At 71.4% G+C, this 23316-nt stretch carries 25 protein-coding genes; 11 read left to right on the top strand and 14 right to left on the bottom strand.

What is annotated here, in order from left to right; translation table 11 throughout:
- Nucleotides 1–76: 76 nt before the first annotated feature.
- Entirely contained in the window at nt 77–949 is an 873-nt protein-coding gene (locus tag OG943_RS45885) for a LysR family transcriptional regulator (protein WP_328607139.1), read from the bottom strand.
- Nucleotides 950–1043: 94 nt separating this feature from the next.
- On the opposite strand from OG943_RS45885, the gene OG943_RS45880 reads away from it, so the two are divergent.
- Nucleotides 1044–1922 carry a TIGR03564 family F420-dependent LLM class oxidoreductase gene (locus OG943_RS45880; protein ID WP_328607138.1) on the top strand — a complete coding sequence of 293 codons (879 nt, stop codon included), beginning with the start codon at nt 1044–1046 and terminating at the stop codon, nt 1920–1922.
- 99 nt (nt 1923–2021) lie between these two features.
- Here OG943_RS45880 and OG943_RS45875 read toward each other — a convergent pair whose 3' ends face one another.
- Both OG943_RS45875 and OG943_RS45870 read right to left on the bottom strand, forming a co-directional pair.
- Entirely contained in the window at nt 2022–2756 is a 735-nt protein-coding gene (locus OG943_RS45875; protein WP_328607137.1) for an SDR family oxidoreductase, read from the bottom strand.
- Between the two features lie 151 nt (nt 2757–2907).
- Nucleotides 2908–3504 carry a helix-turn-helix domain-containing protein gene (locus OG943_RS45870; protein WP_328607136.1) on the bottom strand — a complete coding sequence of 199 codons (597 nt, stop codon included), beginning with the start codon at nt 3502–3504 and terminating at the stop codon, nt 2908–2910.
- A 91-nt stretch (nt 3505–3595) separates the two neighbouring features.
- Here OG943_RS45870 and OG943_RS45865 point away from each other — a divergent pair, with 91 nt between their 5' ends.
- From OG943_RS45865 to OG943_RS45855, 3 genes are all read left to right on the top strand, one after another.
- A complete protein-coding gene (locus OG943_RS45865; protein WP_328607135.1) occupies nt 3596–4612 on the top strand; it encodes an NAD(P)/FAD-dependent oxidoreductase in 1017 nt (338 codons plus the stop codon).
- 1 nt (nt 4613) lies between these two features.
- Nucleotides 4614–5243, top strand: coding sequence for an SAM-dependent methyltransferase (locus OG943_RS45860; RefSeq protein WP_328607134.1), 630 nt, complete (start codon nt 4614–4616; stop codon nt 5241–5243).
- A 406-nt stretch (nt 5244–5649) separates the two neighbouring features.
- Complete coding sequence (locus tag OG943_RS45855; RefSeq protein ID WP_328607133.1) at nt 5650–6441, top strand: hypothetical protein; 792 nt, start codon at nt 5650–5652, stop codon at nt 6439–6441.
- Nucleotides 6442–6920: 479 nt separating this feature from the next.
- Here the strand turns inward: OG943_RS45855 and OG943_RS45850 are convergent, their stop codons facing one another.
- Nucleotides 6921–7247 (bottom strand): antibiotic biosynthesis monooxygenase family protein, encoded by a 327-nt coding sequence (locus tag OG943_RS45850; RefSeq protein ID WP_328607132.1) that lies wholly within the window; start codon nt 7245–7247, stop codon nt 6921–6923.
- 56 nt (nt 7248–7303) lie between these two features.
- On the opposite strand from OG943_RS45850, the gene OG943_RS45845 reads away from it, so the two are divergent.
- Nucleotides 7304–7738, top strand: a complete 435-nt coding sequence (locus tag OG943_RS45845; protein WP_328607131.1) for a MarR family winged helix-turn-helix transcriptional regulator — start codon at nt 7304–7306, stop codon at nt 7736–7738.
- Between the two features lie 142 nt (nt 7739–7880).
- Nucleotides 7881–8873: a chitinase gene (locus tag OG943_RS45840; RefSeq protein WP_328607130.1), complete on the top strand. Its 993-nt coding sequence runs from the start codon at nt 7881–7883 to the stop codon at nt 8871–8873.
- Nucleotides 8874–8928: 55 nt separating this feature from the next.
- Here the strand turns inward: OG943_RS45840 and OG943_RS45835 are convergent, their stop codons facing one another.
- From OG943_RS45835 to OG943_RS45815, 5 genes are read right to left on the bottom strand one after another with little or no spacing between them, the layout of a single operon-like run.
- Nucleotides 8929–9690, bottom strand: a complete 762-nt coding sequence (locus OG943_RS45835) for an HAD family acid phosphatase (protein ID WP_328607129.1) — start codon at nt 9688–9690, stop codon at nt 8929–8931.
- A gap of 19 nt (nt 9691–9709) precedes the next feature.
- Nucleotides 9710–10933: a class I SAM-dependent methyltransferase gene (locus OG943_RS45830; protein WP_328607128.1), complete on the bottom strand. Its 1224-nt coding sequence runs from the start codon at nt 10931–10933 to the stop codon at nt 9710–9712.
- Nucleotide 10934: 1 nt separating this feature from the next.
- Nucleotides 10935–11900, bottom strand: a complete 966-nt coding sequence (locus OG943_RS45825) for a class I SAM-dependent methyltransferase (RefSeq protein ID WP_328607127.1) — start codon at nt 11898–11900, stop codon at nt 10935–10937.
- Nucleotides 11897–12676 carry an enoyl-CoA hydratase/isomerase family protein gene (locus OG943_RS45820; protein WP_328607126.1) on the bottom strand — a complete coding sequence of 260 codons (780 nt, stop codon included), beginning with the start codon at nt 12674–12676 and terminating at the stop codon, nt 11897–11899. The genes OG943_RS45825 and OG943_RS45820 overlap by 4 nt, the downstream gene beginning before the upstream one ends.
- Nucleotides 12677–12732: 56 nt before the next feature.
- The gene (locus tag OG943_RS45815) at nt 12733–13545 is read right to left on the bottom strand and encodes an ABC transporter ATP-binding protein (protein WP_328607125.1); all 813 of its coding nucleotides are present in this window, start codon (nt 13543–13545) and stop codon (nt 12733–12735) included.
- Between the two features lie 335 nt (nt 13546–13880).
- On the opposite strand from OG943_RS45815, the gene OG943_RS45810 reads away from it, so the two are divergent.
- Together OG943_RS45810 and OG943_RS45805 are read left to right on the top strand one after the other, a co-directional pair.
- On the top strand, nt 13881–14426 hold the full coding sequence (locus OG943_RS45810; RefSeq protein ID WP_328607124.1) for a cysteine dioxygenase: 546 nt from the start codon (nt 13881–13883) through the stop codon (nt 14424–14426).
- A complete protein-coding gene (locus OG943_RS45805) occupies nt 14423–14857 on the top strand; it encodes a rhodanese-like domain-containing protein (RefSeq protein WP_328607123.1) in 435 nt (144 codons plus the stop codon). Before OG943_RS45810 ends, OG943_RS45805 begins: the two co-directional genes overlap by 4 nt.
- A gap of 4 nt (nt 14858–14861) precedes the next feature.
- On the opposite strand, the gene OG943_RS45800 is transcribed toward OG943_RS45805, so the two are convergent.
- From OG943_RS45800 to OG943_RS45790, 3 genes are read right to left on the bottom strand one after another with little or no spacing between them, the layout of a single operon-like run.
- On the bottom strand, nt 14862–15515 hold the full coding sequence (locus tag OG943_RS45800; protein WP_328607122.1) for a hypothetical protein: 654 nt from the start codon (nt 15513–15515) through the stop codon (nt 14862–14864).
- On the bottom strand, nt 15515–15871 hold the full coding sequence (locus OG943_RS45795; protein ID WP_328607121.1) for a hypothetical protein: 357 nt from the start codon (nt 15869–15871) through the stop codon (nt 15515–15517). The genes OG943_RS45800 and OG943_RS45795 overlap by 1 nt, the downstream gene beginning before the upstream one ends.
- Nucleotides 15872–15890: 19 nt before the next feature.
- Complete coding sequence (locus OG943_RS45790; protein WP_328607120.1) at nt 15891–16712, bottom strand: hypothetical protein; 822 nt, start codon at nt 16710–16712, stop codon at nt 15891–15893.
- Nucleotides 16713–17063: 351 nt separating this feature from the next.
- On the opposite strand from OG943_RS45790, the gene OG943_RS45785 reads away from it, so the two are divergent.
- Nucleotides 17064–17420: a hypothetical protein gene (locus OG943_RS45785; protein WP_328607119.1), complete on the top strand. Its 357-nt coding sequence runs from the start codon at nt 17064–17066 to the stop codon at nt 17418–17420.
- Nucleotides 17421–17452: 32 nt separating this feature from the next.
- On the opposite strand, the gene glgP is transcribed toward OG943_RS45785, so the two are convergent.
- Nucleotides 17453–19996, bottom strand: a complete 2544-nt coding sequence (gene glgP, locus OG943_RS45780) for an alpha-glucan family phosphorylase (protein WP_328607118.1) — start codon at nt 19994–19996, stop codon at nt 17453–17455.
- Between the two features lie 331 nt (nt 19997–20327).
- Between glgP and OG943_RS45775 the strand changes: the two genes are divergently transcribed.
- Entirely contained in the window at nt 20328–21764 is a 1437-nt protein-coding gene (locus OG943_RS45775) for a neutral zinc metallopeptidase (protein WP_328607117.1), read from the top strand.
- A gap of 18 nt (nt 21765–21782) precedes the next feature.
- On the opposite strand, the gene OG943_RS45770 is transcribed toward OG943_RS45775, so the two are convergent.
- Entirely contained in the window at nt 21783–22355 is a 573-nt protein-coding gene (locus OG943_RS45770) for a TetR/AcrR family transcriptional regulator (RefSeq protein ID WP_328607116.1), read from the bottom strand.
- Between the two features lie 150 nt (nt 22356–22505).
- Between OG943_RS45770 and OG943_RS45765 the strand changes: the two genes are divergently transcribed.
- Nucleotides 22506–23309 (top strand): siderophore-interacting protein, encoded by an 804-nt coding sequence (locus tag OG943_RS45765; RefSeq protein WP_328607115.1) that lies wholly within the window; start codon nt 22506–22508, stop codon nt 23307–23309.
- Nucleotides 23310–23316: the final 7 nt, after the last annotated feature.

The following is a 23316-nucleotide window of genomic DNA, read 5'->3' as shown; positions in this document are numbered from 1 at the left end:
CGATCCGCTCAGTCAGTCCAGGGACGCCCGCCCGAGAATTCGCCGGCCAAGGTTTTATCGACCGAACTGAGCCGTTTTATTCGTCCGGGTCGCGGAAGACCGAGACGACGAGGTCCACACAAGGCTCCGAGGTGTCGTCGTCCCGAGTGAGGACGTAGCCGGTGACCGAGAGGTCCGGCTTGAGCGGCAGGGCGCGCACGCGGTTCGTGCCCAAGCCGGCGATCTGGTCGGCCGGGAGCAGGGCCCAGCTGGACGGATCGGAGCCGACCTCGACGACGGTGTCCTGCGTGGTGCCGGTGGGGCGCCCCAGCGGCGGGGACACGCCGGCGTCTCCGAGGGCCTCGACGACGGCGTCGTAAAGGGGCGGGTCGTTCCGGCGGTCGGGCAGGCGCAGGACGTCGGCGGACAGGTCCTCGAGCGTCACCGCCTCCCCGTCGGCAGCCGCGTGGCGCGCGGAGACGACGGCGCGCAACGGCTCTGACCAGGCCGGCAGCACGCGTAGCCCCGGGGCGGCGACGGTGCCGCGCACCAGCGCGAGGTCGAGCTCACCGCGGCGGACCGCGTCCAGCCGTTCGGTGACGGGCAGGTCCACGAGGACCACCTCGAACGACGGGTTCCGCTCGCGCAGCGCGTCGATCCCGCGTTCCAGCCGGCCGGTGAGCCCCGCGGCCGTGCCGACGCGCCACTCCCCCGGCCGCTCCCCAGCGGCGACGCGGACCCGTTCAGCCGCCGACAGGGCATCACGCGCCGCGACCAGGACGCGTCGACCGGCGTCGGTGAGCCGGACCGCGCGCGGCGAGCGGTCCAGCAGCCGGACGCCCAGCTCCCGCTCCAGCCGCGCGATCTGCTGACTGACCGCGGGCTGCACGATGCGCAGCCGCTCGGCCGCGCGTCCGAAGTGCAGTTCCTCCGCCACCATGACGAAATAGCGCAGTGCCCGAAGCTCCATCAAACCCCCTCGACCTGCGACGATCACATTACCTGATCGCTGCGCAGGTCCAGTGGGCCTCGCTGCCCGGAGATTTCCGCGCTGAACTGGGGATATGCGCATCGGAACCCACCTCATCGCCACCGGCGGTGTCCCCATCAGCGAACTCCGGGACGAAGCGGCCGCGGTCACCGCACGCGGGCTCGACAGCCTCTGGGCCAACCAGCTGCCCGGCGGCATGGACCCACTCGGCCTGCTGCTCGCCGTCGGCGACGGCCCGGCGGAACTCGCCACCGCGATCGTGCCGACGTACCCGCAGCACCCGATCGTGATGGCGACGTCGGCGCTGACCGTCCAGTCCCTCACCGGCGGACGGCTCACGCTCGGCGTCGGGCCCAGCCACGCCACGTTCATCACCGGCCAATTCGGCATCCCGTACACCTCGCCCGCGCGCCACACGCGCGAGTACCTCGAGGTGCTCCGCCCGCTCCTGCGCGGCGAGCACGTGAAGTACGCGGGCGAGTTCTTCACCGTCGACACCCAGCTGGCCATCGACGTCGCCACGCCGCCGCCCGTGCTCGTCTCCGCGCTGGGGCCACGGATGCTGGAAGTGGCCCGCGACCTGGCCGACGGCACGATCGCGGTGTGGACCCAGCCCTCGACCGTCGCCGACTACCTCGTCCCCCGGCTGGCCGACGGCGCGCGGGTGGCCGCGGCGGTGATGACGTCGGTCAGCACGGACCCGGACGGCGTGCGCGAGGCGGTCGCCCGCGACTTCGGCATCGTCAACGACCTGCCGGCGTACCGCGCCATCCTCGACCGCGGCGGCCTGTCGGGCCCGGCGGACACCGTCGTCACCGGTGACGAGAAGACGGTGCTGCGCGAGCTGGCGCGATACCGCGAGGCCGGGGTCACCGACCTCATCGTCACGCCGCTGGGCTCACGCGCAGAGCGGGACCGGACGCTGGACGTGGCCGCGCAGCTGGACCGCTGACCGGGTCGGTTCTTGGGTCGCCCGGGTGATCGGTGCCCGTGGCGACCCAGGTGCCCGGTGACGATTTTGGCGACGTCGCGAGCGGGACAGTCGTGCCGCTCAGACCAGGACCGTGCCGCCGTCGATCAGCTGGACGGTGCCGGTGGCCCACGGCTGGGTCATGCAGTAGACGTAGGCGCGCGCGACGTCCTCGGGCTCGCCGACGCGGCCCGTGGGCAGGGCAGCACCCGTCTCCTCGTACATCTGCTCACGGTCGGCGTCGGCCATGCCCTGCCAGAGCGGTGAGCGCACGATGCCGGGGGCGACGGCGTTGACCCGCAGCGGCGCGAGCTCAACCGCGAGCGAGCGGGTCAGCCCTTCGACGGCCGCGCAGATGCTCGCCGCGACGCCCCAGCCCGGGCCGCCACGGGTGCCCGCCGTGCCGCTGGTCAGGGTGATCGAACCGCCCTTGCGCAGGTGCGGAACCGCGGCCTGCACGGCGGTGAGCGCGCCGAAGTAGCGCAGCCCGAAGAAACTGCGGGCGGCCTCGACGTCGAGGGTGTCCAGCGGCATCAGCGTGAGCGGTTCGGCCGCGGTGTAGACGAGGTGGTCGAACTCGCCCAGCTCGTCGAAGAGCGCACGGACCTTCGTGGCGTCGGCGAGGTCGAGCGCGCGGCCCGTCGCCGTCGCCGGCAGTTGCGCGAGCGCCCTGTCCACACTGGACTGCCGGCTGGACGCGACAGTCACTTTCGCGCCCTCGGCAGCCGCCGCGGCCGCCGTCGCGAAGCCGATCCCCGACGTGCCGCCCAGGACGACCACGTGCCGGCCGTCGAGCTGCCCAGTTGCCGTTGTCATGAGAAATTCCCTTCCGCGGTGGTGGTTCTCTTCCACTCTGCGGCCGGAGACCGGGCAGCGTCCAAGACCTGTTCCCACCCCTGTGATACCCGATGGGCATTACCGGGGCTGAGGCCTACGAGATGTCAAGGCACGGCTGCGTCGGCAGATGTCAGGATCCTGACGCGGGGCGGGCGCGGACGTGGAACCGCTCACCCTGCGGCCCGAACAACGCGAGCACCTCGCACGGCTCCGGCCCGGGATTGCCGAACCAGTGCGGAACGTGCGTGTCGAACTCCACCACCTCACCCGGCCGGAGGATGAAGTCGTGCTCGCCGAGGATGAGGCGTAACCGTCCGGAAAGGACATAGGCCCATTCGTACCCGTCGTGCACTCGCAGGTCCGGTTCCTGGTCCGGCCAGTGCGGCGGGAAGATCTGCTTGTACGCGCGCAGGCCGCCGGGGCGGCGGGTGAGCGGCATGATCGTGATTCCGTTGCGCACGACCGGACGCGGGTGCAGCCGCGGATCGCCCGTCGGCGGCGCGTCGACGAGCTCGTCGAGCGGCACCTGGTGGGCGCGGGCCAGCGGCAGCAGCAGCTCCAGGGTCGGCTTCCGCTGCCCCGACTCCAGCCGCGACAGGGTGCTGACCGAGATCCCGGTAGTCGCCGAGAGCTGCGTCAACGTCGCGTTTCGCTGTCGCCGCAGGCCGCGCAGCCGCGGGCCGATCGTCTGGAGTACCTCGCCGAAGTCAGGCTGGTCGTCGGTCATCCCTCTATTTGCTGGTTTGGCAAACATATTTGTCAAGTCCTCCGTCGGTGCGGATAGTCCGAAGGGACAGGCGAACAACGGGAGGAACCCAGTGGACGAGAGATACGACGTCGTGGTCGTCGGGGGCGGGGCGGCCGGCCTGAGCGGCGCGGTGGCGCTGTCGCGGGCGCGCCGTTCGGTGCTGGTCGTCGACGCCGGCGAGCCGCGGAACGCACCGGCCGGGCACGTGCACAACTACCTGACCCGCGAGGGCATCACGCCCGCCGACCTGACGGCGGCCGGGCGCGCGGAGGTCGAGGGCTACGGCGGCCAGGTCGTGAGCGGGACCGTCACGACCGCGCGTCGACGCGAAGACGGCGACTTCGTCCTGGAGCTGGCCGACGGCCGTTCGGTGCGCGCGCGTCGTCTCCTGGTGGCGACGGGCCTGGTCGACGAGCTGCCGGACGTGCCCGGCGTGGCCGAGCGCTGGGGACGCGACGTGCTGCACTGCCCCTACTGCCATGGCTGGGAGGTGCGTGACCAGGCCGTCGGCATCCTCGCGACGAACCCGATGTCCGCGCACCAGGCGTTGCTGTGGCGGCAGTGGACGGCGGACGTCACGCTGTTCCTGCACACCGCGCCGGCGCTCGACGCCGACCAGGTCAAGCAGCTGGCCGCGCGCGGGGTCCGCGTCGTGGAGGGCGAGGTCGCCGCGCTGGAGGTGACCGGCGACGCGCTCACCGGCGTCCGGTTGCGCTCGGGCGAGGTCGTCGCGCGGGAGGCAATGGTGGTCGCGCCGCGGTTCACCGCGCGGGTGGGCGTGCTCGCGTCGCTCGGTCTGGCGGCGGTGGAGCAGGAGATGGGCGGGTATGTGGTCGGCTCGGCCGTGCCGTCCGACGCGAATGGCGCCACGGCCGTTCCCGACGTGTGGGTGGCGGGGAACGTGACGGACTTCAAGTCGCAGGTGATCATCTCCGCGGGCGCCGGGCTGAACGCCGCCGCCGCGCTGAACTTCGACCTCGTCGACGAAGACGTGCGGCTGGCACTGGACGCGAACGGACCGTTCGCGCACGAAACCGAACAACGCGTCAGCGAGCTGGTGGCCGGTGCGAGAAGGCATGGGATCTGACATGACGGAGCAAATGCCGGTGTTCGACCAGGGATTCTGGGAAGAGCTCTACGGCTCGCAGACGTCGGTCTGGAGCGGGCGGCCCAACCCCCAGCTGGTGACCGAGGCGGCAAACCTGCGTCCGGGGCGCGCGCTGGACGCGGGCTGCGGCGAAGGCGGCGACGCACTGTGGCTCGCCTCGTCCGGCTGGCGCGTGACGGCCGTCGACTTTTCGGCCACGGCGCTGGAGCGCGGAGCCAAACAGGCGACGTCGCAGGGTCTGGACGAGCAGATCTCCTGGGTGCGGACCGATTTGACGTCGTGGGCGCCCGAGGAGCAGTTCGACCTGGTGTCGGCTCAGTTCATGCACCTGCCGACACCCGAGCGCACGGCGCTGTTCGCGCGCCTGGCGGCGGCGGTCGCCCCGGGCGGGACGCTGCTCATCGTCGGGCACCACCCGTCGGACCTGGAGACAGAGGCGCCGCGGCCGCAGGTGCCCGACATGTTCTTCACGGCGGAATCCGTCGCCGCGACGCTCGACGACGGCTGGGACCCCGTGGTCACCGACGCGCGGCCCCGGACGGCGGCTCTCCCGGACGGGCACGAAGTGTCCATTCGCGACGCTGTGCTGGTGGCCCGGCGGCGGGGCTGACCGGGGGCTGCGGTCGAGCCGGTGGGCAGACGTCGCCGGTTTTCGGCGAGGTCCGAGCGCTGGGTCGTGGGCGGCGCGCAGGCGTTGCCGAGGACCCGGCGCATCCCGGCTGCCGGGGTTGTCGCCGGTTCCCGGCAACGGCTGGGAGCGCGACCCGTTTTCGGCGAGGCACAGCCGCCGGCGCCTCAGCGGACGAGCGTCGCCTGCGAGAGGCGGCGGAGCTATCGGCTGGGGTGACGGCGCGGCTAGCGGGTGTCGCGAGTAGCGGGTGCGCGGGATAGCGGATGTCGAGGGTCGCGAGGTGGCGTTCTGAGCCGGCGGCAGCACGCACACGATCTCCGGAGAAACGGCTAAACTCCGGCCGATCGTCCGCGCCTGCGGGGGTGATCGGCCGAAGGGGGCGCGGATGCGCGGGATCGTCGTTGGGCTGGCGGTGGCCGTCGAGCTGGGGGCCAGTGGTGGGGTGGCCACGGCGTCGGACGTTGTTTCCGTGGGCGGGGCCGTGGCGGCGCCGGCGTCGTACTCGGCTGGGGAGCTTGCCGGGGACGGGCTGCAGCAGGTTGTCGCCGAATCGGCGCCTACGTTGCCGCCGGGGAAGAACACCGCGTTGCGCGTGACGGTGCGGGTGACGGGGAGCGCGCACCGGTCCGTGACGTTCGCGCTCGCCGAGATCGACCCGTCGATCGGCAATCACCCGGCGGTGTTCCGGGCCGGGCGCCATGGCGTCGACCTGACGGTGCCGGGTGACCGGAACGCCGGCCGCACCGTGGCCGACGTCCGGACTGTCACCGTCGTGGTGTCCGACGCCGGTGCGGCCGACCGGGCTGTGCGCGTTACGCAGGGCCGACGGTCCGTCACGCTGCCGCCGGCGCTGCTCGCCCACCTGCCGCGCCGGACGGTGACGGCGAAATTCAACTCCGACGCCGGGCCGCAGACGCACACCGAGTCCGGGCCGTCGCTCGCGCTTGTCCTGCTGCTGGCCGGGGTGCTGCCGACGCCGGACAAGCCGGTGGTCGCCGTCGGCTCCGACGGTTACGGCGCCGCCGTGACGCTCGCCGAGGAATCCGTCGGCGGACGGCCACTGCTGCTGTCCACGGTGGAGGACGGGAAGCCGCTCGCGCTGCCGCGCCTGGTGCCGTTGGGTGACCTGAAGGGCGGACGCTACGTCTCGGGAGTCACGGCGCTCGCTGTCGGCTGAGTCGGGCCCGGCAGCGGATGGCGGCCGGTCCGCGGCCGGTGGCCCGAAGCTGGCGAACGCCGAACCCGGCATGGTGGGCGGGCGCCGCGGCCACGTCTGGAGGGGCGAGATCGGGCGCGGTGGGTCGGGGTCGAGCACGGAATCTGACGCCCGGTGTGGCAAGCCGAAGCCTGAAATGGCGCCAGTGCCCGACATGTCGAGCCGAAGCCGGACCTAGCGGGCCGAGATCGGGCGAAAGCCGAACCGACATGGCGGGCGGGCGCCGCAGTCAGGCGCGACAGGCCAAGACCGACGCCGACCAAACACCGCAGTCAAGTGTGGCTGGCCGACGCCGACGCCGACGCCGAGCGGCAGGCGCGGCAGGCGCGGCAGGCGCGGCAGGCGCGGCAGGCGCGGCAGGCGCGGCAGGCCAGGGCTGACACGACTGAACGGCGCGGTCAAGCGCAGCGGACCGAGGCGGCGCCGACCGAAAGCCGCAGTCAGACGTGGTGGATCGACTCGACTGTGTACATGTGCGGGTCCGAGTGGGCGAGTGCGCGGGCGGAGTCCAGGTGCGGAATGCACTCCGGGTTGGCCAGCATCGCCTGGAAGGCGTCCACCGTGGACCACTGGGAGTAGTTGGCAACGCGGGTGCCGTCGAGGCTCGCGTGGATGTTCGCGGAGATGAAACCCGGCTGGTGGCGCATGACCGTTTCCGTGGCGGTCTCCAGCACCGTCACCAGCTCGCGCTGTCGGGCCGGGTCGACGGTGAAGACGTTCAGCAGGGTGGCGACCTCGGCGGCGAGGTCGATCGTCGTGGTGGGCATGGTGCTCCTTCTATGACAGGTTCCTTGCATCGGCCATTATGTGTAAGGTTCCTGTCATGAGTCAAGCCGAGACCACGAGCCGGCCCGGTTACCTGGTCAAGCGCACACAGCAGGCGTTGCGGCAGTCGTGCGATGAGCAGTTGCGCCCGATCGGGCTGTCGATGTCGCAGTACGCCGTGCTGCGGGCGCTCGCCGACAACCCAGGGGCGTCGTCCGCTGAGTTGGCGCGGCAGTGCTTCGTCACGCGGCAGTCGCTGCGAGACGTTCTCGGTGGGCTGCGGACGGCCAAGCTGGTGACCGTCGCGGCCGAAGCGACCAGCGGGCGGGCGCGGCCCGTGACACTCACCCGCTCCGGCAAGATCCACCTGCAAGGCGCCGAAAAGCTGATCGCCGAGGTCGAGGAACGCATGGTGGACGGCCTTTCCGCCACCGACCAGCGACGGCTCGCCCAGCTGCTCAAAAGGTGCTCGGACAACCTCGGCCAGTCCTGACGAAACCGGCGAAACCTCCACCACTCCCGCTGACCGGGACCCCACTGCCTCCGAATGGCCTATGGCCTGAACCAGTTTATTGGTCTATACCATTTGGACAAGGTTTCCCATTCTCCAGGTCCCCGCTGTGGAGGTTTCACCAATGCGACTCCCCTCTCCCCGGAAACTGGCCATCGCGTTCGGCGGGCTGGTGGCGATCGCCGCCGGGCTGGCCGCGCCGGCGACCACGGCCGGCGCCGCTCCCGCCGTCACCGGCTCGGCGGTTCCCGTCGCGCCCTATGTGGACATGGGCGCCTGGCCGACGCCGGTTTTGTCCACCATGTCCGCGAGCGGCGGCGCGAAGAGCTTCACCCTCGGCTTCGTCACCTCGGCCGGCTGCAAAGCGAGCTGGTTCAACGCCTACGACCCGCGTGCCGGCTGGCAGTCCGACGAAATCGCCAAGATCCGCGCGGGCGGCGGCGACGTGAAGGTGTCGTTCGGCGGCGCGTCGGGCATCGAGCTGGCCCAGGCGTGCACGGACACCTCGGCACTGGTCGCCGAGTACGACGCGGTCGTGAAGGCATACGGCCTCAAGTACATCGACCTGGACATCGAGGGCGCCGCCGTGGCCGACACGGCGACGATCCAGCGCCGGTCGCAGGCCCTGAAGACCGTGCAGGCCGACAACCCCGGCCTCAAGATCTCACTGACCCTGCCCGTGCTGCCCGACGGCCTCACCGCGGACGGCCTCAACGTCGTCAACGCCGCCAAGTCCGCGGGCGTCGACGTGGACATGGTCAACGTGATGGCGATGGACTACTACCAGGGCGCCGGCGACGAGGGCGCGAAGGCGATCTCCGCCGCCAAGGCCACGCAGGCCCAGGTCAAGTCCATCTTCGGGCTGTCGGACGCGGACGCCTGGCAGAAGGTCGGCGTCACCCCGATGATCGGCGTCAACGACTCGCAGAACGAGATCTTCTACCAGAAGGACGCCACCGCGCTGGTCGGCTTCGCGAAGACCGTGCACATCGGCATGCTGTCGTTCTGGGAGTCCGGCCGCGACGCGAACGCGTGCACCGGCGCGCTCTACAAGTGCACCAACATCCCGCAGCAGCCCTACGAGTTCGCGAAGATCTTCGCGGGCTACAACGGCTGAACCAGCCGAAAGCCACTCCGGCCATCCATTGTGGACGGCCGGAGTGGCGCCGGGCTCAAGGCAGGTAGTACATCGGGTTCGGCAGCTTGACCGGGTTGTCGGCGTAGCCGCCCTCGAGGTCGCTGAACTGGTCCCCGATGTTCAGCACGATGTGCGCGCCGGTCGCCTGGATGTGCGCGCGGGTGCCGGACTTGTACTGCACGGTGTTGCAGGTCAGCCCGCACGGCAGGTAGTCCGGCGCGGTGCCGGCCGGCTTGAAGAACGCGTCGGCCGGGGCCGGGTAGCCCTCGTTCGCCAGGTTCTTCAGCGACTGCGGGCCCTGCGGCGTGCTGCGCCCGGTGAGGAAGTAGACCTTCACCCCGCGCTGCGCCGCCCAGTTCGCCAGCTCCAGCACCGGCTTGTTGGCCACGAAGGTGCCGTTGTCGATCGCCTGCTGCTGCTTGACCGGGTCGAAGCCGAAGTCGTTGTCGGCCTCCCAGCCGTAGGTGACCTCGGAGGTGTCGTCGACGTCGAGCACGATCGCCGGGTTCTTCACCGTGCCGAGCTTCTGCGTCAGGTACCGCTTCGCGTCCGCGACCACGCGCTTGGTGTCGGTGACGAACCGGCTGCTGTCGGAGTAGTGGTGCTTGCCCGAGGCGTCGAGGTAGTCGCCGTAGTAGGCCTTGACGTCGTTCTTCACCTGGCCGATGTTGGCCGGCTCCCGGCCGTGGGCGGCGGTGACGGCGTCCGAGCCGGCCAGCGCGGTCGCACCGCCCGCCACGGTGGCACCGATCGCCGCGGCGGCGGCAAGCTTGACGAGACCTGAGAAACGGGACACGGGGACCCCTCCGTAGTTGTCAACGACCTGGAGAACTTACGCTGCCGCCGTCCGGGATTCCACCCTCCGAAGGGATGCGCTCGGCCTGGCAGACGAAAACCGCGGGCGACCGGCCGATCCGGGTGAGCACCACAGTGGACTCCGCGTGACCGCGCGGTTTCAGCCTGCGACGCAACGCGTCCGGGTCGATGTCCAGGCCGCGCACCAGGATCTCCAGCCGCCCCACGTCGAGTCGCTTGAGGACGGACCGCAGCGACTTTTCGTTGTACGGGCCGTGTTCCAGCACCCGGAAGGCCCGCACGCCGGGCGGCGGGGTGTCCCCGGTCAGGTACGCGATGCGCTCGTCGAGCTGCCACAGCCCGTGCCGCGCCGCGTAGTGCCGCACCAGCCCGGCGCGGACGACGGCGCCGTCCGGGTCGATGATCCACTTCCCCGGCTCCCGTACCGGAATCTCGTCCGGCGAGGCGTCGGTCAGCGTCCACTGTGCACCGTCCGAACGCAGCACGGTGGCCCGCCGCGAGACGCCGTCGGACAGGCCGCGCCAGAGACAGGCTTCACGGACTGCGCCGTCGAGCGAGACCAGTTCCACTTCCTCGGCCCACGGCGCGATCGTGAAGTCCATGCCAGGCGCGCACTTGATCGACAGTGGACGGCCGGGGTAGGCGTCCACCAGCCCGTCGAGCGGGGGCAGGAAATCGGCGGGCTTCCAGGTGCGACGGCCCGCCGAGTCGCGCCGGGCCGGGTCCGCGACCACAACGGTGCCGCGGCTGACCGGCGCCAGCGCATCGGCCCGGACGACGCCGGGCGTTACTCCGGCAACAGAAGCGTTGTGCCGCGCCATCTCCAGCCGCACAGCGTCCACATCGGACCCGAGCGCGCGACGAGCCACCCGGGCCAGCTCCACCAGGTCAGCACCCACGGAACACGTGACGTCATGAACATCGAAACCGGCGAGCCGAGTGGCCCGGTGCCGGGCCACCGGCGTCGCGCTCGCCTGCTGGAGCGCGTCGCCGGTGAACAGCCACTCGCCCGCGTCCGCCAGCTTCGCGGCCGATTTCCGCCGCAGCACCACGGTTTCCAGCACCGCGGCCGCGTACCGCTCCCCCACCGAGCGCCGCACGGCGCCGACGTCGGCGATGCGAGTGGCGTCGGTCAGCGGCAGCGCGGAGGACTCGGCGAGCGCCGCCCGTCCCGCGCCGGAGCGCAGGAAGGCGACGTCGTCGGACGTGAAACCGTAGGCCAATTCAGGACGGCCGTTTGGTCCCGGTGATCATCACGTTGTAGAACAGCTCGCGCGGCAGCACCTTCGAGAGCACCTTTTTGTCCAAAGCGGACAGTCGCAGCCACAGGTGGTAGGCGAACAGGCGCCAGCGCACCGTCAGCTTCTCCTGCGGCACGGCGGCCTCGAACGTCCGGATCGGCCAGCCCGCGAGCGCGGCCGAGAACTCCTCGGTGACCGCGCGCACGTCCTGGGCCCCGGCGCCGCGCGCCATGGACTCCAGCTCCGACGGGTCGAAGGTGTGGATGTCCACCACGGCCTCCAAAGCCGCCGCGCGCGAGGACTCGTCCAGCTCCTCCTGCGGACGGCGCCAGCCGCTCAGCGCGGACAGCTTCGTCACCCTGGTCGTCAGGAACCAGGTGAACTGGCCGAGCTTGCGGGCGTAGAAGTCGCCCACCTTGGTCGGCTCACCGGCGAACACGAACCGGCCGCCGGGCTTGAGCACCCGCAGCACCTCGGCGAACGCCGCGCGGACGTCCGGGATGTGGTGCAGCACGGCGTGCCCGACGACGAGGTCGAACGTGTTGTCCTCGTACGGGATCCGCTCCGCGTCGGCGACCCGGCCGTCGACGTCGAGGCCGAGGCCTTCCGCGTTGCGCAGCGCGACCTGCACCATGCCGGGAGACAGGTCGGTGACCGAGCCCTTCTTGGCGACGCCGCCCTGCATCAGGTTCAGCAGGAAGAAACCGGTGCCGCTGCCCAGTTCCATGGCGTGCTGGTACGGCTGGCCGTCCTCGCCCGCGACGGCGTTGAACACGTCGGTGGCGTAGGAGATGCAGCGCTCGTCGTAGGAGATCGACCACTTCTCGTCGTACGTCCCGGCTTCCCAGTCGTGGTAGAGGACGTTCGCGAGCTTCGGGTCGCCGTAGGCCGCCTGGACCTCTTCGGCCGTGGCGTGCGGGTTCGGTGCAGGATCGGTCACGCCGGTCACTTCCCCTCGAAAGTGGCCTTGCCGGGGCCGTTCTCGATGAACGACTTCATGCCGTTCGCCTGGTCTTCGGTCGCCCACAGGGCGGTGAACAGCTGGGTCTCGATCTTGAGGCCGGTGTCGAGGTCGACGTCGAGGCCCGAGTCGATGGCCGTCTTCGCGGCGCGCAACGCCACGGCGGGACCGTTCGCGAACTGCGCGGCCCACTTGCGCGCAGCGGCGTAGACGTCGTCCGGGGCCACGACCTCGTCGAGGATGCCCAGCTTGAGCGCCTCTTCGGCCTTCACAAACCGGCCGGTGAAGATCAGGTCCTTGGCCTTGCTCGGGCCGATCAGCCGCGACAGCCGCTGCGTGCCGCCGGCGCCGGGGATGATGCCGAGCTGGATCTCCGGCTGGCCGACCTTGACGTTGTCGCCCGCGACCCGCCAGTCCGCGGTCAGCGCCAGCTCCAGGCCGCCGCCGAGGGCGTACCCGGTGATGGCCGCGACGACCGGCTTCGGGATGTTCGCGATGCGCGTGAGCGACGCGGTCAGCTCGGCGCCGAACTTGGCGATCTCCGGGTACGTGCGGTCGGCCATCTCCTTGATGTCCGCGCCGCCCGCGAAGGTCTTCTCGCCGCCGTACAGGATCACCGCGCGGACGTCGTCGCGGTCCGAAGCCTCACGTGCCGCCTCGGCGAGCTCGGCCTGCACCTGGTTGTTCAGCGCGTTGACCGGCGGCCGGTCGAGCCGGATCGTGCCGACCCCGCCCTCGACCTCCAGGCTTACGAACTCTGCCACGCGACTTCCTCCTCGTTGACGCACCGGCCAGCAGGCTACCGGCCGGTAAGGACAACCTACCGACGACGGGCGAAGAACCGCTCGCCCGAGCGCTGCAGGACCAGGTCCTGGTCGAACGTCTTCGACAGGTTCTCGCTCGTGATCACGTCGTCCACCAGCCCGGCGACCACGGCGTGGCCGTCCTTCAGCAGCAACGCGTGGGTGAAGCCCGGCGGGATCTCCTCCACGTGGTGCGTCACGAGCACCATGGCCGGCGCGTCCGGGTCCAGCGCGAGGTCCGACAGCCGCGCGACGAGGTCCTCGCGGCCGCCCAGGTCCAGGCCGGCCGCCGGCTCGTCGAGCAGCAGCAGCTCGGGGTCGGTCATCAGCGACCGCGCGATCAGCACACGCTTGCGCTCGCCCTCGGACAGCGTGCCGAAGGTGCGCTCGGCCATGTGCGCGATGCCGAGCGTGCCCAGCAGTTCGGCGGCGCGGTTGATGTCCAGCGCGTCGTAGGCCTCGCGCCAGCGGCCCATCACGGCGTAACCGGCGCTCACCACGACGTCGCGCACCAGCTCGTCGCCGGGGACGCGCTGGGCGATCGCGGCGGAGGTGAACCCGATACGGGGGCGCAGGTCGAAGATGTTGACCCGGCCGATGCGGTCGCCGAGCAGGTCGACGGTGCCCGAGGTCGGGTGCAGCTCGGCGGCGGCCAGCCGCAGGAGGGTGGTCTTGCCGGCGCCGTTCGGGCCGAGCACGACCCAGCGCTCGTCCAGCTCGACACTCCAGTCGAGGCCGGCGAGGAGGTCGTTCCCGCTCCGTCGGACGCCGACACCGGCCATCCGCACCACGAGATCGTCAAGGTCGCTGGGCAGGGTCGGCTCGCTCACAAGCCCATTGTGGCCGCCCTCGCGCACGCGTTCGCACCCGCCCGGGTTTGTTCGCCCCGCGAACGTCCAGCCGGTGGGACAGAACACAGGCGGGCCGCCGGACTGTGGCAGGATCGAAGCATGTTCAGGCCCGCGCACGCCGCCGTCCCCGTCACCCGGGGATCGTTCTGGCGCCGTCGCGCGATCGACCTGCTCCTCGTGGCTTCGTCCGGGTGTACGCCCGCGCGGCACGCCCGCTGAAAAGCCGAGGACGCCCGGCGTCCTCGCGTGCCGCGCTGTGTGATTTCACGCGCTGGGTCACCTCAGCCGTCACCTTCGAACGAGGAGCACCTCCGTTGACCACTTCGATCAACCGCGTGGACGTCGAGATCCACCCCCAGCTGACCGACCCGCTGCTACCGCAGCTGCTGCACCCGTCGCGGCTGCTGTGGACGCCGCGGGAGCTGGCCGACCTGACCACGACCGTCACCACCGAGCTGACCGGCGGCCTGCGCGGGCTGCTGCGCTTCGACGAGGACAGCCGCTGGTGGGCGCGGCTCGCGCTGACCGACGGCGTCGAGCTGTGGCTGCTGTCGTGGCTGCCCGGCCAGCACACGAAGCCGCACGACCACGGCGGCGCGTCCGGCTCGTTCACGGTGCTGCAGGGTGAGCTGGGCGAGGAGTACCGCTACCCCGGCGGGCCGATCCGCCGCCGCACGCACACCGCGGGCGAGGGCATCGGCTTCGGCGCCGGGCGCGCGCACCAGGTCACGGGCATCGGCGACGCGCCGGCGGCCAGCGTCCACGCGTACTCGCCGCCGCTGGTGGCGACGCGGGACTACCGGACCCTCGCGGACGTGCCCGCGGAGATCCCGCCGCTCCCGGCCATACTCGGCCGATGAGCGCGATCGACGAACTCCTGGACGGCGCCCGGTCCTCGCTGGACCGCGTGGACCCGGTGCGCGCACAGCGGCTGCAGTCCGACGGCGCGCTGATCGTGGACATCCGGCCGCACGCGAACCGGCTCGACGAGGGCGAGATCCCCGGCTCGGTGGTCGTCGAGCGGATCCACCTGGAATGGCGCCTGGCCCCGGACAGCGAGTGGAAGCTGCCGGGCGTCACGACGGGGACCGTCGCGATCGTGGTGTGCAACGAGGGCTACTCGTCCAGCCTCGCGGCCGCTGATCTCCAGCGTCTCGGGCTGCCTGGGGCGACCGACCTCGCGGGCGGGTTTCGCGCTTGGGCGGCGGCTGGGTTGCCGGTTACGGCGGGTGGGGTCGGCCGCGGTGCCGTGAGGGCTCGTGAGTGTTTAGGACGGTTAGAACCGTCATAAACACTCACGAGCGGGTGCGGGGCTCCAGGCGTGCGGTGATGCCGCCCGCCGTCTGGAAGTGGCGAAGGACCGCGTCGCTGAGGGCCTGCAGGTCCGGGTTGGCGCCGCCGGGCGCGGGATGCTGGACTTCGTCCCATGTGGACAGCCGGGGAGCCGTGCTGGTGGGCAGCGAGAGACTGGCGGTAGCCGGTGGCTCCGGCGTCGCGGCGGGGCGATCGATGACGGGCGCCGGCTGAGCCGGAAGTCCGGTGAGCGTGGCTTCGAGTTCTTCCAGCGAAGCGGTCGCCACGTCCAGCATGCGAACGGCGTCGTCAGCGTGGTGACCGCGCTCCGCCAGCAAGGCGGCGAGTTCCGGACCGTCCGCGCCGTCGGGGTGCCGCGCGGCCAGGTCCGCGACCGCGTCGGCGTAGCGGTGCAGCGCGAGGGCGGCGCGACGGTGGGCGTCGGCCGCGCGCATGGCCTGGTCACGCTGCTTCCCGCGCACCCCGGAGTAGGCCTCCTGGGCCGCACCGGACCACGCGGGCAGCTTCTGCTCCTCCAGGCGCGCTTCGATCGGGTCGAAGAGCTCGGCCAGCCGGCCGCACCGCTCGGCCTCGGTGCGCATGAGCCTGACGATGTCGGACCACGACGCCGGCAGTCCCGAGTAGTGCTCGCCCATCAGCCGAGAACCCTCCGGATATCGCTCGTGTCCTCGGTGGCGTCAGGGGTGCCGGTCGGCGCGGCGCCGGCTTCCCGGATCGCCTCGGCCGCCTCGGACTCGTAGCCGGAGTAGTGGTCCGCGGCGGTCTTCAGACGTTCGGCGAGCCGGGCCAGATCGGTGCCCACCAGTTCCGTGGCGCGCGACGACGCCTCGTGGAAGCGGGCGAGGCTCCGCGCCAGCAGCGCCTCGCCCGCGCCTTCGGGTCGCATGCTGAAGCGCAGCGGGCCGCCGCCGTTCTCGAATTCGCCGTGCTGCTCGGCCAGCCGGTCGGCCGCCTGGCGGAGGCGCGCGGGATCGGTTTCGTAACCGGTCATCGTCGTCGGTCCGGCCGCCTCAGAACCCGGCCAACGCGCGTGCGGCGGCCGGCGGCAGCGAGAGCGATCGCTCAGTTCCCGCGCCCAGCACGCCACTCGGGTTCACCAGCACGCCGGCCGGCACCGGGCGGCGTACGGCGTCCTGCACGACCTGCCGGCCGGAGCGCCACCGGACCTGGGACCACAGTTCGCCCACGATGGCCCGGTAACTGTCGAGGAGCGCGTCGCTGGTGAACACGCAGCACCAGTCGCCCCCGTCGCCCAAGGAGGCGACGAGCGGGTCGTCGCCGACCATGGGGACGCACACCCGCTCCTCGGGGAACCAGGAAAGGACGAAGTGCACGGGGTCGACGAACACCTCGACGGGGTGCGGCTTACCGCCCTCCGCCGCCTCGGCCAGCAAGCCGCGGGCGGCGTGCAACTCGGCCGGAGTGAGCGGGGGCAGCGGCCGGCCGACGCTCTCGGCGAGCCGTTGGGTGAACAGCTTGCGCTGTCCGTCGAACTTGGTGCGGCCGGAGCCGAGACGCCGGAACCGGCCATCCAGCTTCTTGGCGGCCTCGTCTCGTGGCAGGCCGACATTGTACGCGACCCAGAAGACGTCGGTCAGGGTGCGGTCGCCGAAGTGCTCCAGCACCGCGGCGAGCCGGGCGACGACCACCGTGCGCACCTCGGCCGGCGAGGCGCCCGGCCGCACGCGCCAGCGGCGGCACAGCTCCGCGCCGAGGTACTCGTCCAGCTTTTTGCGCCAGACCCCCTCGTTCTTGTGCAGACCGTCAATAGCGCGTTCCACCGTCTTGTCCGGAGGGAATTCCCTTCGGACCGCCTCGAGCTGCCGATGCACCCAGCTCCCCCTTTCCGACTCAGGAGCGGCCGATCTTAACCGAAGCCGACACGAACGCGGCGCAGCGGTGCATTGACCCAGATCGGACAACTGTTCCCGGACGACGCTCTGACGTGGGGAAACTCGGAAAAGTCCCGGTGGCCCGGAGGGCGCCGGCCGAAAATCCCGGAAAAGTCGCGCCGCCGGATAGTCAACTCTCGGAAAAGTCACTTTCCGTGAAAAAAACGTACGTCTGTCTTCCGTGATTTCCGCGCGAGAATCACCGGAACGGCGGTGTGAAAGACACGAGCGCGGCTACGTTCGAAACAACGGGCAGGCCGGAAAGCGGCCAGCGGGACGAAGGAGACTTCGGTGGAACTCGTGGTCATCGTGGTGCTGGCGATGTCGAACGGCGCGCTCCTGACCGCTCTCGGCGTGAGCTGGCGGGCGCGACGCCGCCTCGAGCGGCGGCTGGCCGCGCGGGAGCTGGCGCGGAATCCGGCGGAGTACCAGGAGGGCGCGCGGACGGCGAGGTGGCCCGGGTACGCGGAAAGCAGGTACCCGGGCGGCGGGTTCCCGGCCTGGCCGGGGTTCCCGGCCGCCGAGCCGGACCGGCGGCCGATCGTGGTGCCGCCACCCACGGGTGCCACCGGCGGGCCGTGGGCGATGGTCCGCCCGGTGCCGATGTCCCGGATGGACGGGCGGCGTACTGGTCGTGAGTGTTTATGACGGTTCTAACCGTCATAAACACTCACGAGGCTTCAGGCGAGAACCACGCGGGCCAGCTCGGCCGGGCTGGCCAGCAGGTCGTGTTTCGGCAGCACCCGCACGGTGTAGCCGACCGAGCCCGCGCGCGGCAGGGTGAGCGACGCGGCGAACGCGCCGATGCCGTCCTCCCGCATCGGGACCGTGACGGTGTCGGTGAGTTCGTCGGCGTCGCCGACCTGGCCGACGACGGCCTGGACGTCCACTTCGGACCGATCGAGCCCGGCCAGGTCGATGCGGGCGCGCACGGTGACCTCGGCGCCGACCACCAGCCGTTCGGCGTGGTCGTAGAGCAGCTCCGAGTCGAAGATCCGCACACGCGGCCACGCGACCTCGAGCTTGGTGCGGTAGTCGGCCAGCGACAGGGCGCCGCGGTAGCCGTCGCCGGTCGCGGCGGCGACCATGCGCGCCGCGGGCAGGTAGCCGGAATCCACGTACTCGCGCACCATCCGCGACGCCTGCACGAACGGGCCGAGCGTCTCCAGCGTGTGCCACACCATCGACAGCCAGCCTCCCGGCACGCCCGCCGCGTCGTTGTCGTAATACAGCGGCGCGATCTGCTGGCCCAGCAGGTCGTACAGCGCGGCGGCCTCGAGGTCGTCGCGGCGCAGCGGGTCGGTGATGCCGTCGGCGGTCGGGATGGCCCAGCCGTTGCTGCCGTCGTAGCACTCCTCCCACCAGCCGTCCCGGATGGACAGGTTGAGGCCGCCGTTGAGCGCCGACTTCATGCCCGACGTGCCGCACGCCTCCAGCGGCCGCACGGGATTGTTCAGCCACACGTCGCAGCCGCGGTAGAGGTAGCGGGCCATGGACATGTCGTAGTCCGGCAGGAAGACGATCCGGTGCCGCACCGCCGGGTCGTCGACGAACCGGACGATCTGCTGGATCAGCTGCTTGCCGTTCTCGTCGGCGGGGTGCGATTTGCCGCCGATCACGATCTGGATCGGCCGCCGCTCGTCGAGCAGCAGCGCGCGCAGCCGGTCCGGGTCGCGCAGCATCAGCGTCAGCCGCTTGTACGTCGGCACGCGGCGCGCGAAGCCGACAGTCAGCACGTCCGGGTCGAAGACGCGGTCGGTCCAGCCCAGTTCCAGCGCCGACGCGCCACGCTGCACCCACGCCGCGCGCACGCGCCGCCGGACCTCGCCCACGAGCTTCTCGCGCAGCTCACGGCGCAGCGCCCACAGCTGCTCGTCCGAGACGCCGTCGCGCAGCGAGCTGCCCGGCGTCCGGCCCTCGTGGCCGAACTCGTCGTGGTTGCCGCCCAGCAGGGCGCTCAGTTCACGCGCGACCCAGGTCGGCCCGTGCACGCCGTTGGTGATGGACGAGACCGGCACCTCGTCCTCGTCGAAACCGGGCCACAGCCGGGAGAACATCCGGCGGGTGACGCGGCCGTGCAGCTCCGAGACGCCGTTCGCGCGCTGGGCGAGCCGCAAACCCATGTGCGCCATGTTGAACAGGCCCGGGTTGTCCTCGGCGCCGAGCGCCAGCACGCGCCGCGGGTCGACGTCCGGGACCAGCCTGCCGTCGGTGAAGTAGCGCTGCACGAGGTCCACCGGGAAGCGGTCGATGCCCGCGCTGACCGGCGTGTGCGTGGTGAACACCGTGCCCGCGCGGACGGCGGGCAGCGCCTCGTCGAACGCCAGCCCGTCGGACTGGATGATCTCGCGCGCCCGCTCCAGGCCGAGGAAGCCGGCGTGGCCTTCGTTGGTGTGGAACACCAGCGGCTGCGGGTGCCCGGTGAGCTCGCAGAACTTCCGGACCGCGCGGAAGCCGCCGATGCCGGCCAGGATCTCCTGGCGGATGCGGTGGTCGGCGTCGCCGCCGTAGAGCCGGTCGGTGACGGGGCGCAGGTCCTCGTCGTTGGCCTCGATGTCGGAATCGAGCAGCAGCAGCGGGATCCGGCCGACGCGGGCGCGCCAGATCTGCGCGCGCAGCTCGCGCCCGCCGGGCATGGCGACCTCGACGAGCACCGGGCGGCCGGCGTCGGTGACCAGCTCCAGTGGGAACGCGTTCGGGTCGATCACCGGGTAGTGCTCGACCTGCCAGCCGTCCAGCGACAGCGCCTGGCGGAAGTAGCCGGACCGGTACAGCAGGCCGGCGCCGATCATCGGCACGCCGAGGTCGGACGCCGCCTTGAGGTGGTCTCCCGCGAGCACGCCGAGCCCGCCGGAGTAGTTCGGCAGCGCCTCCGTGACGCCGAACTCCATCGAGAAGTACGCGACGGCGCCGGGCAGGCCTTCGTCCGTGCGCCGCTGGTACCAGCGCGGCTCCGTGAGGTAGCGCTCCAGGTCGGCGGCCGCCTCCTGGGTGCGGCGCAGGAAGTCCTCGTCGACAGCCAGCTCGGACAGCCGTTCCGGCGGCAGCGCGGTGAGCATCCGCAGCGGGTCGCGGATGGCGTTGAACAGCTCCGCGTCCATCGACGCGAACAGGTCGCGGGTCGGCGGATGCCAGGTCCAGCGAAGGTTGGTGGCGAGCGCCCCGAGACCGGCGAGCGACTCGGGCAGGCTGGCGCGAACGGTGAACCGGCGGACTGCACGCATGAGCAGCGACCATATCGGGCCGGGGCGGCGGGCGCTCGCGCCCCGCTTCGGGGATCACGTGGCCCGGGCCACACGGCTCGCGACCGCGCTTCCGCCTCCTACGCCCGCCGCCCGCCGCGGAAGGGAGTGGGTGCTCGGCCGGCTGCCACGCCGGCCTCGGGCGAGCGGCGCAGCACGCGGCCGTCCGGGCGACGCAGCACCGCGTCCTTACTCACCTCCGAGCCGCGACCACTTCGGGGATAACGCGCGCATCCGGCGTAACCGCTGAGTAGGGTCCTGCCTGGCCGTTGTCGACCCGGCCCCGGTGGGCCGAAGAGTGGAACGAGTGAAGATGAGCCAAGGGGGAGGCCGGGCGCTGGTGGCGCTCGCGCTGGTGGCGGCGCTCGGGGTGGCCGCGTGCGGCGGCAACGGGTCTTCCGGGCCGGCCACGGCCGGGGCGGGCAACGTCGCGGGCCTGCCGGTGACGCACTTCGAAAGCGGCCTCAAGCCCGGCGCGCCCGCGCCGGGGCTGGACGTCAAGAACGCCGACGGCGGCCAGGACGACCAGCTCGCCACCGCCGCGATCGCCGACGTGGAGACGTACTGGGGCGCCACGCTGCCCGCGGACTTCGGCGGCCTGAAGTTCAAGCCCGTCACGTCGCTGCTGTCCTACGACTCGAACTCCGACACCGAGGACACCGCCTGCGGCAGTGTCAAGCAGCTGGTGAACGCGTTCTACTGCGCGCAGGACGACTCGGTGGCGTGGGACCGCGGCGTGCTGCTGCCGATGCTGCGCCAGCGCTTCGGGCCGATGTCGGTGGTCACCGTGCTGGCGCACGAGTTCGGCCACGCGATCCAGTACCGGCTCGGGGACAAGGCGGGCATCACCAAGAGCACCCCGACCGTCGTGAAGGAGCAGCAGGCCGACTGCTTCGCCGGCGGCTACTTCCGCTGGGTGGCCGAGGGCAAGAGCAAGTACTACCAGGTGTCCACCGCCGAGGGCCTCGACCAGGTCATGGCCGCGATGTTCTTCATCCGCGACCAGGCGGGCACCAGCGCCACCGACCGGCAGGCGCACGGCACGGCGTTCGACCGCACCTTCGCCTTCCAGTCCGGGTTCGAGAAGGGCCCGACGGAGTGCGCCGGGATGAACACGCAGAACGTGCAGGCCCGGCTCACCGAGCGGCCGTTCGACAAGAAGGACACCGGCAAGGGCGACGCGAAGCTCAACGACAGCACGTTGAAGCTGCTCAAGGGAAGCCTCGACACGGCGTTCAAGGGCGCCGGTGTGGCCGCGCCGGAGATCGTGCCGGGCAACGGGAGCTGCTCCGGCGGCCCGAGCACACCGCCCGCGTCGTACTGCCCGGCCGACAACACCGTGAACATCGATCTGGACCGGCTCACCCAGCTGGCGCAGCCGTCCGACCCGCAGGCCGGACAGGCGGGCAAGGACCGCGGCGGCCTCGGCGATTTCGCGGCGTTCGCCGAAGTGGCCTCGCGCTACGCGATGGGGATTCAGAAGGGCGTGGGCGCGTCGCTGGACAACGCGAACGCCGGCCTGCGGACGTCGTGTCTCGTGGGCGCGTGGGCCGCGTTCACCAACCGCCCCGGCGAGCTGCGGCTTTCGTCCGGCGACCTGGACGAGGCCATCGCCGACCTGCTCCGCCCGGACGGCCTGGTCTCCGCCGACCTCAACGGCAAGCGCCCGGACAGCGGCTTCGACCGCGTCGAGTCCCTGCGGCGCGGGTATCTGGAGGGGTCTTCGGTCTGCTCGAAGCAGTACGGCTGAGGCCTGGTCTTCGAACGGCTACTGGTCCCCGCGCAGGTAGCGGGTGATCATGGCGACCAGCTCGTTCTCGAACGTTTCGACGGGGAAGTCCTGCGGGGCGGCCATGAACTTGTGCGTGTTCATCTCCACCGTGAACAGGATGAGCTCCGCGGCCACCTCGGGGTCGCCCACCTGGACGTCGGGGTGCCGGACGAGGACGTCGCGGACCTGGGCCGTGCGCAGTTTCCCGTGCCGGGCGACCGTGTTCAGCAGCTCCTGGGAGACCGGTGCCTCCTCGACCATCACCCGGAGCAGCCGGGGATCGTCGCTGTGGTTGTCGATCGCGTCGCGGATCAGCGCCCGGACCGTCGCCTCCAGCGTCCCGGGCGAGAGGTCGAGCGTGTCGGTCTCCGTCCAGGTGCCGCGGTCGATGTGCTGGATCAGGAGCTCGGCGAGGATGGCGTCCTTGTTCGGGAAGTACTGGTACAGCGAGCCGATGGAAATGCGGGCGCGCTCGGCGATGCGGTTGGTGGTGCCGGCGGCGTAGCCGTGCTCGGCGAAAACGTGAGCAGCCGCGGTGAGGATGCGCTCGCGGGTGAGCTCGGCGCGCACCTGGCGGGGCTTGCGACGTGGCTCTAAACGGCGGTCTGCCGGTGGCATCCTGGTCCTCCTCTTGGGGCGGCAAAAGCGAGTGGTCAATACTTGAGTTAATGCTCATAATAATGCTATGAGCTGCGTAAACAAGACTTCAGGCGGGATCGCGTGATCCCGAAGGTGCGCCTGCCGGAGTCGCGCACGATGATCACGCTGGAGGTACGCCGCCGCGAGTCGCTGACGCCGGGCTTCGCGAGCGTCACCCTCGGCGGCCCGGCGCTGCAGGACCTGACTGTCGCCGGTGGCGACCAGGCCGTCCGGCTGTTCTTCCCCCGCGAAGGCCAGACCGCGCTGCGAATGCCGACCGCGTCGAGCGAGGCGTGGATGGCCCAGGTGCTGCTGATGCCGAAGTCGGTCCGCCCCCAGGTCCGGACCCTGACGATCCGCCGCGCCCGGCCCGCCGAGGACGAGGTCGACATCGAGTTCGCCCTGCACGGCGACTCCCCCCTGTCGTCCTGGGTGCGCCGGGTGCGGCCCGGGGACCCGGCGGGCATCTTCGACATGGGCACCACGTACCGGCCGCCGGAGCACGCGCAGTCGCAACTGCTCGTCGGCGACGAGACCGCGCTGCCGGCCATCCTGGCGATCCTCGACCAGGCGCCGCCGTCGCTGACCGCGGAGGTCTACCTGGAAGTGCCGACCGCGGCCGACGTACGGGCCGTGGTGGCACCGCCCGGGGTGCGAATCCACTGGTCCAGCCGCGACGACGTCCCGGACCACCGACCGGGAACCGTTGTGCTGGAAGCGGTTCGCCGCGCGACGATGCCGCCCGGCCGCGTCTACGCGTGGGTCGCGGGCGAGTCCCGGCTGGCCACGTCGGTGCGGCGGCACCTTGTCAACGACCGCGGCCTGGCGAAGGCGGACATCTCGTTCGCGGGTTATTGGCGCCACGGCTGGTCCGCACCGGGATGAGGGGGAA

It is taken from the genome of Amycolatopsis sp. NBC_00345 (assembly GCF_036116635.1).
Taxonomy (GTDB): domain Bacteria; phylum Actinomycetota; class Actinomycetes; order Mycobacteriales; family Pseudonocardiaceae; genus Amycolatopsis.
This window is presented reverse-complemented; position numbering and strand designations above follow the sequence as displayed.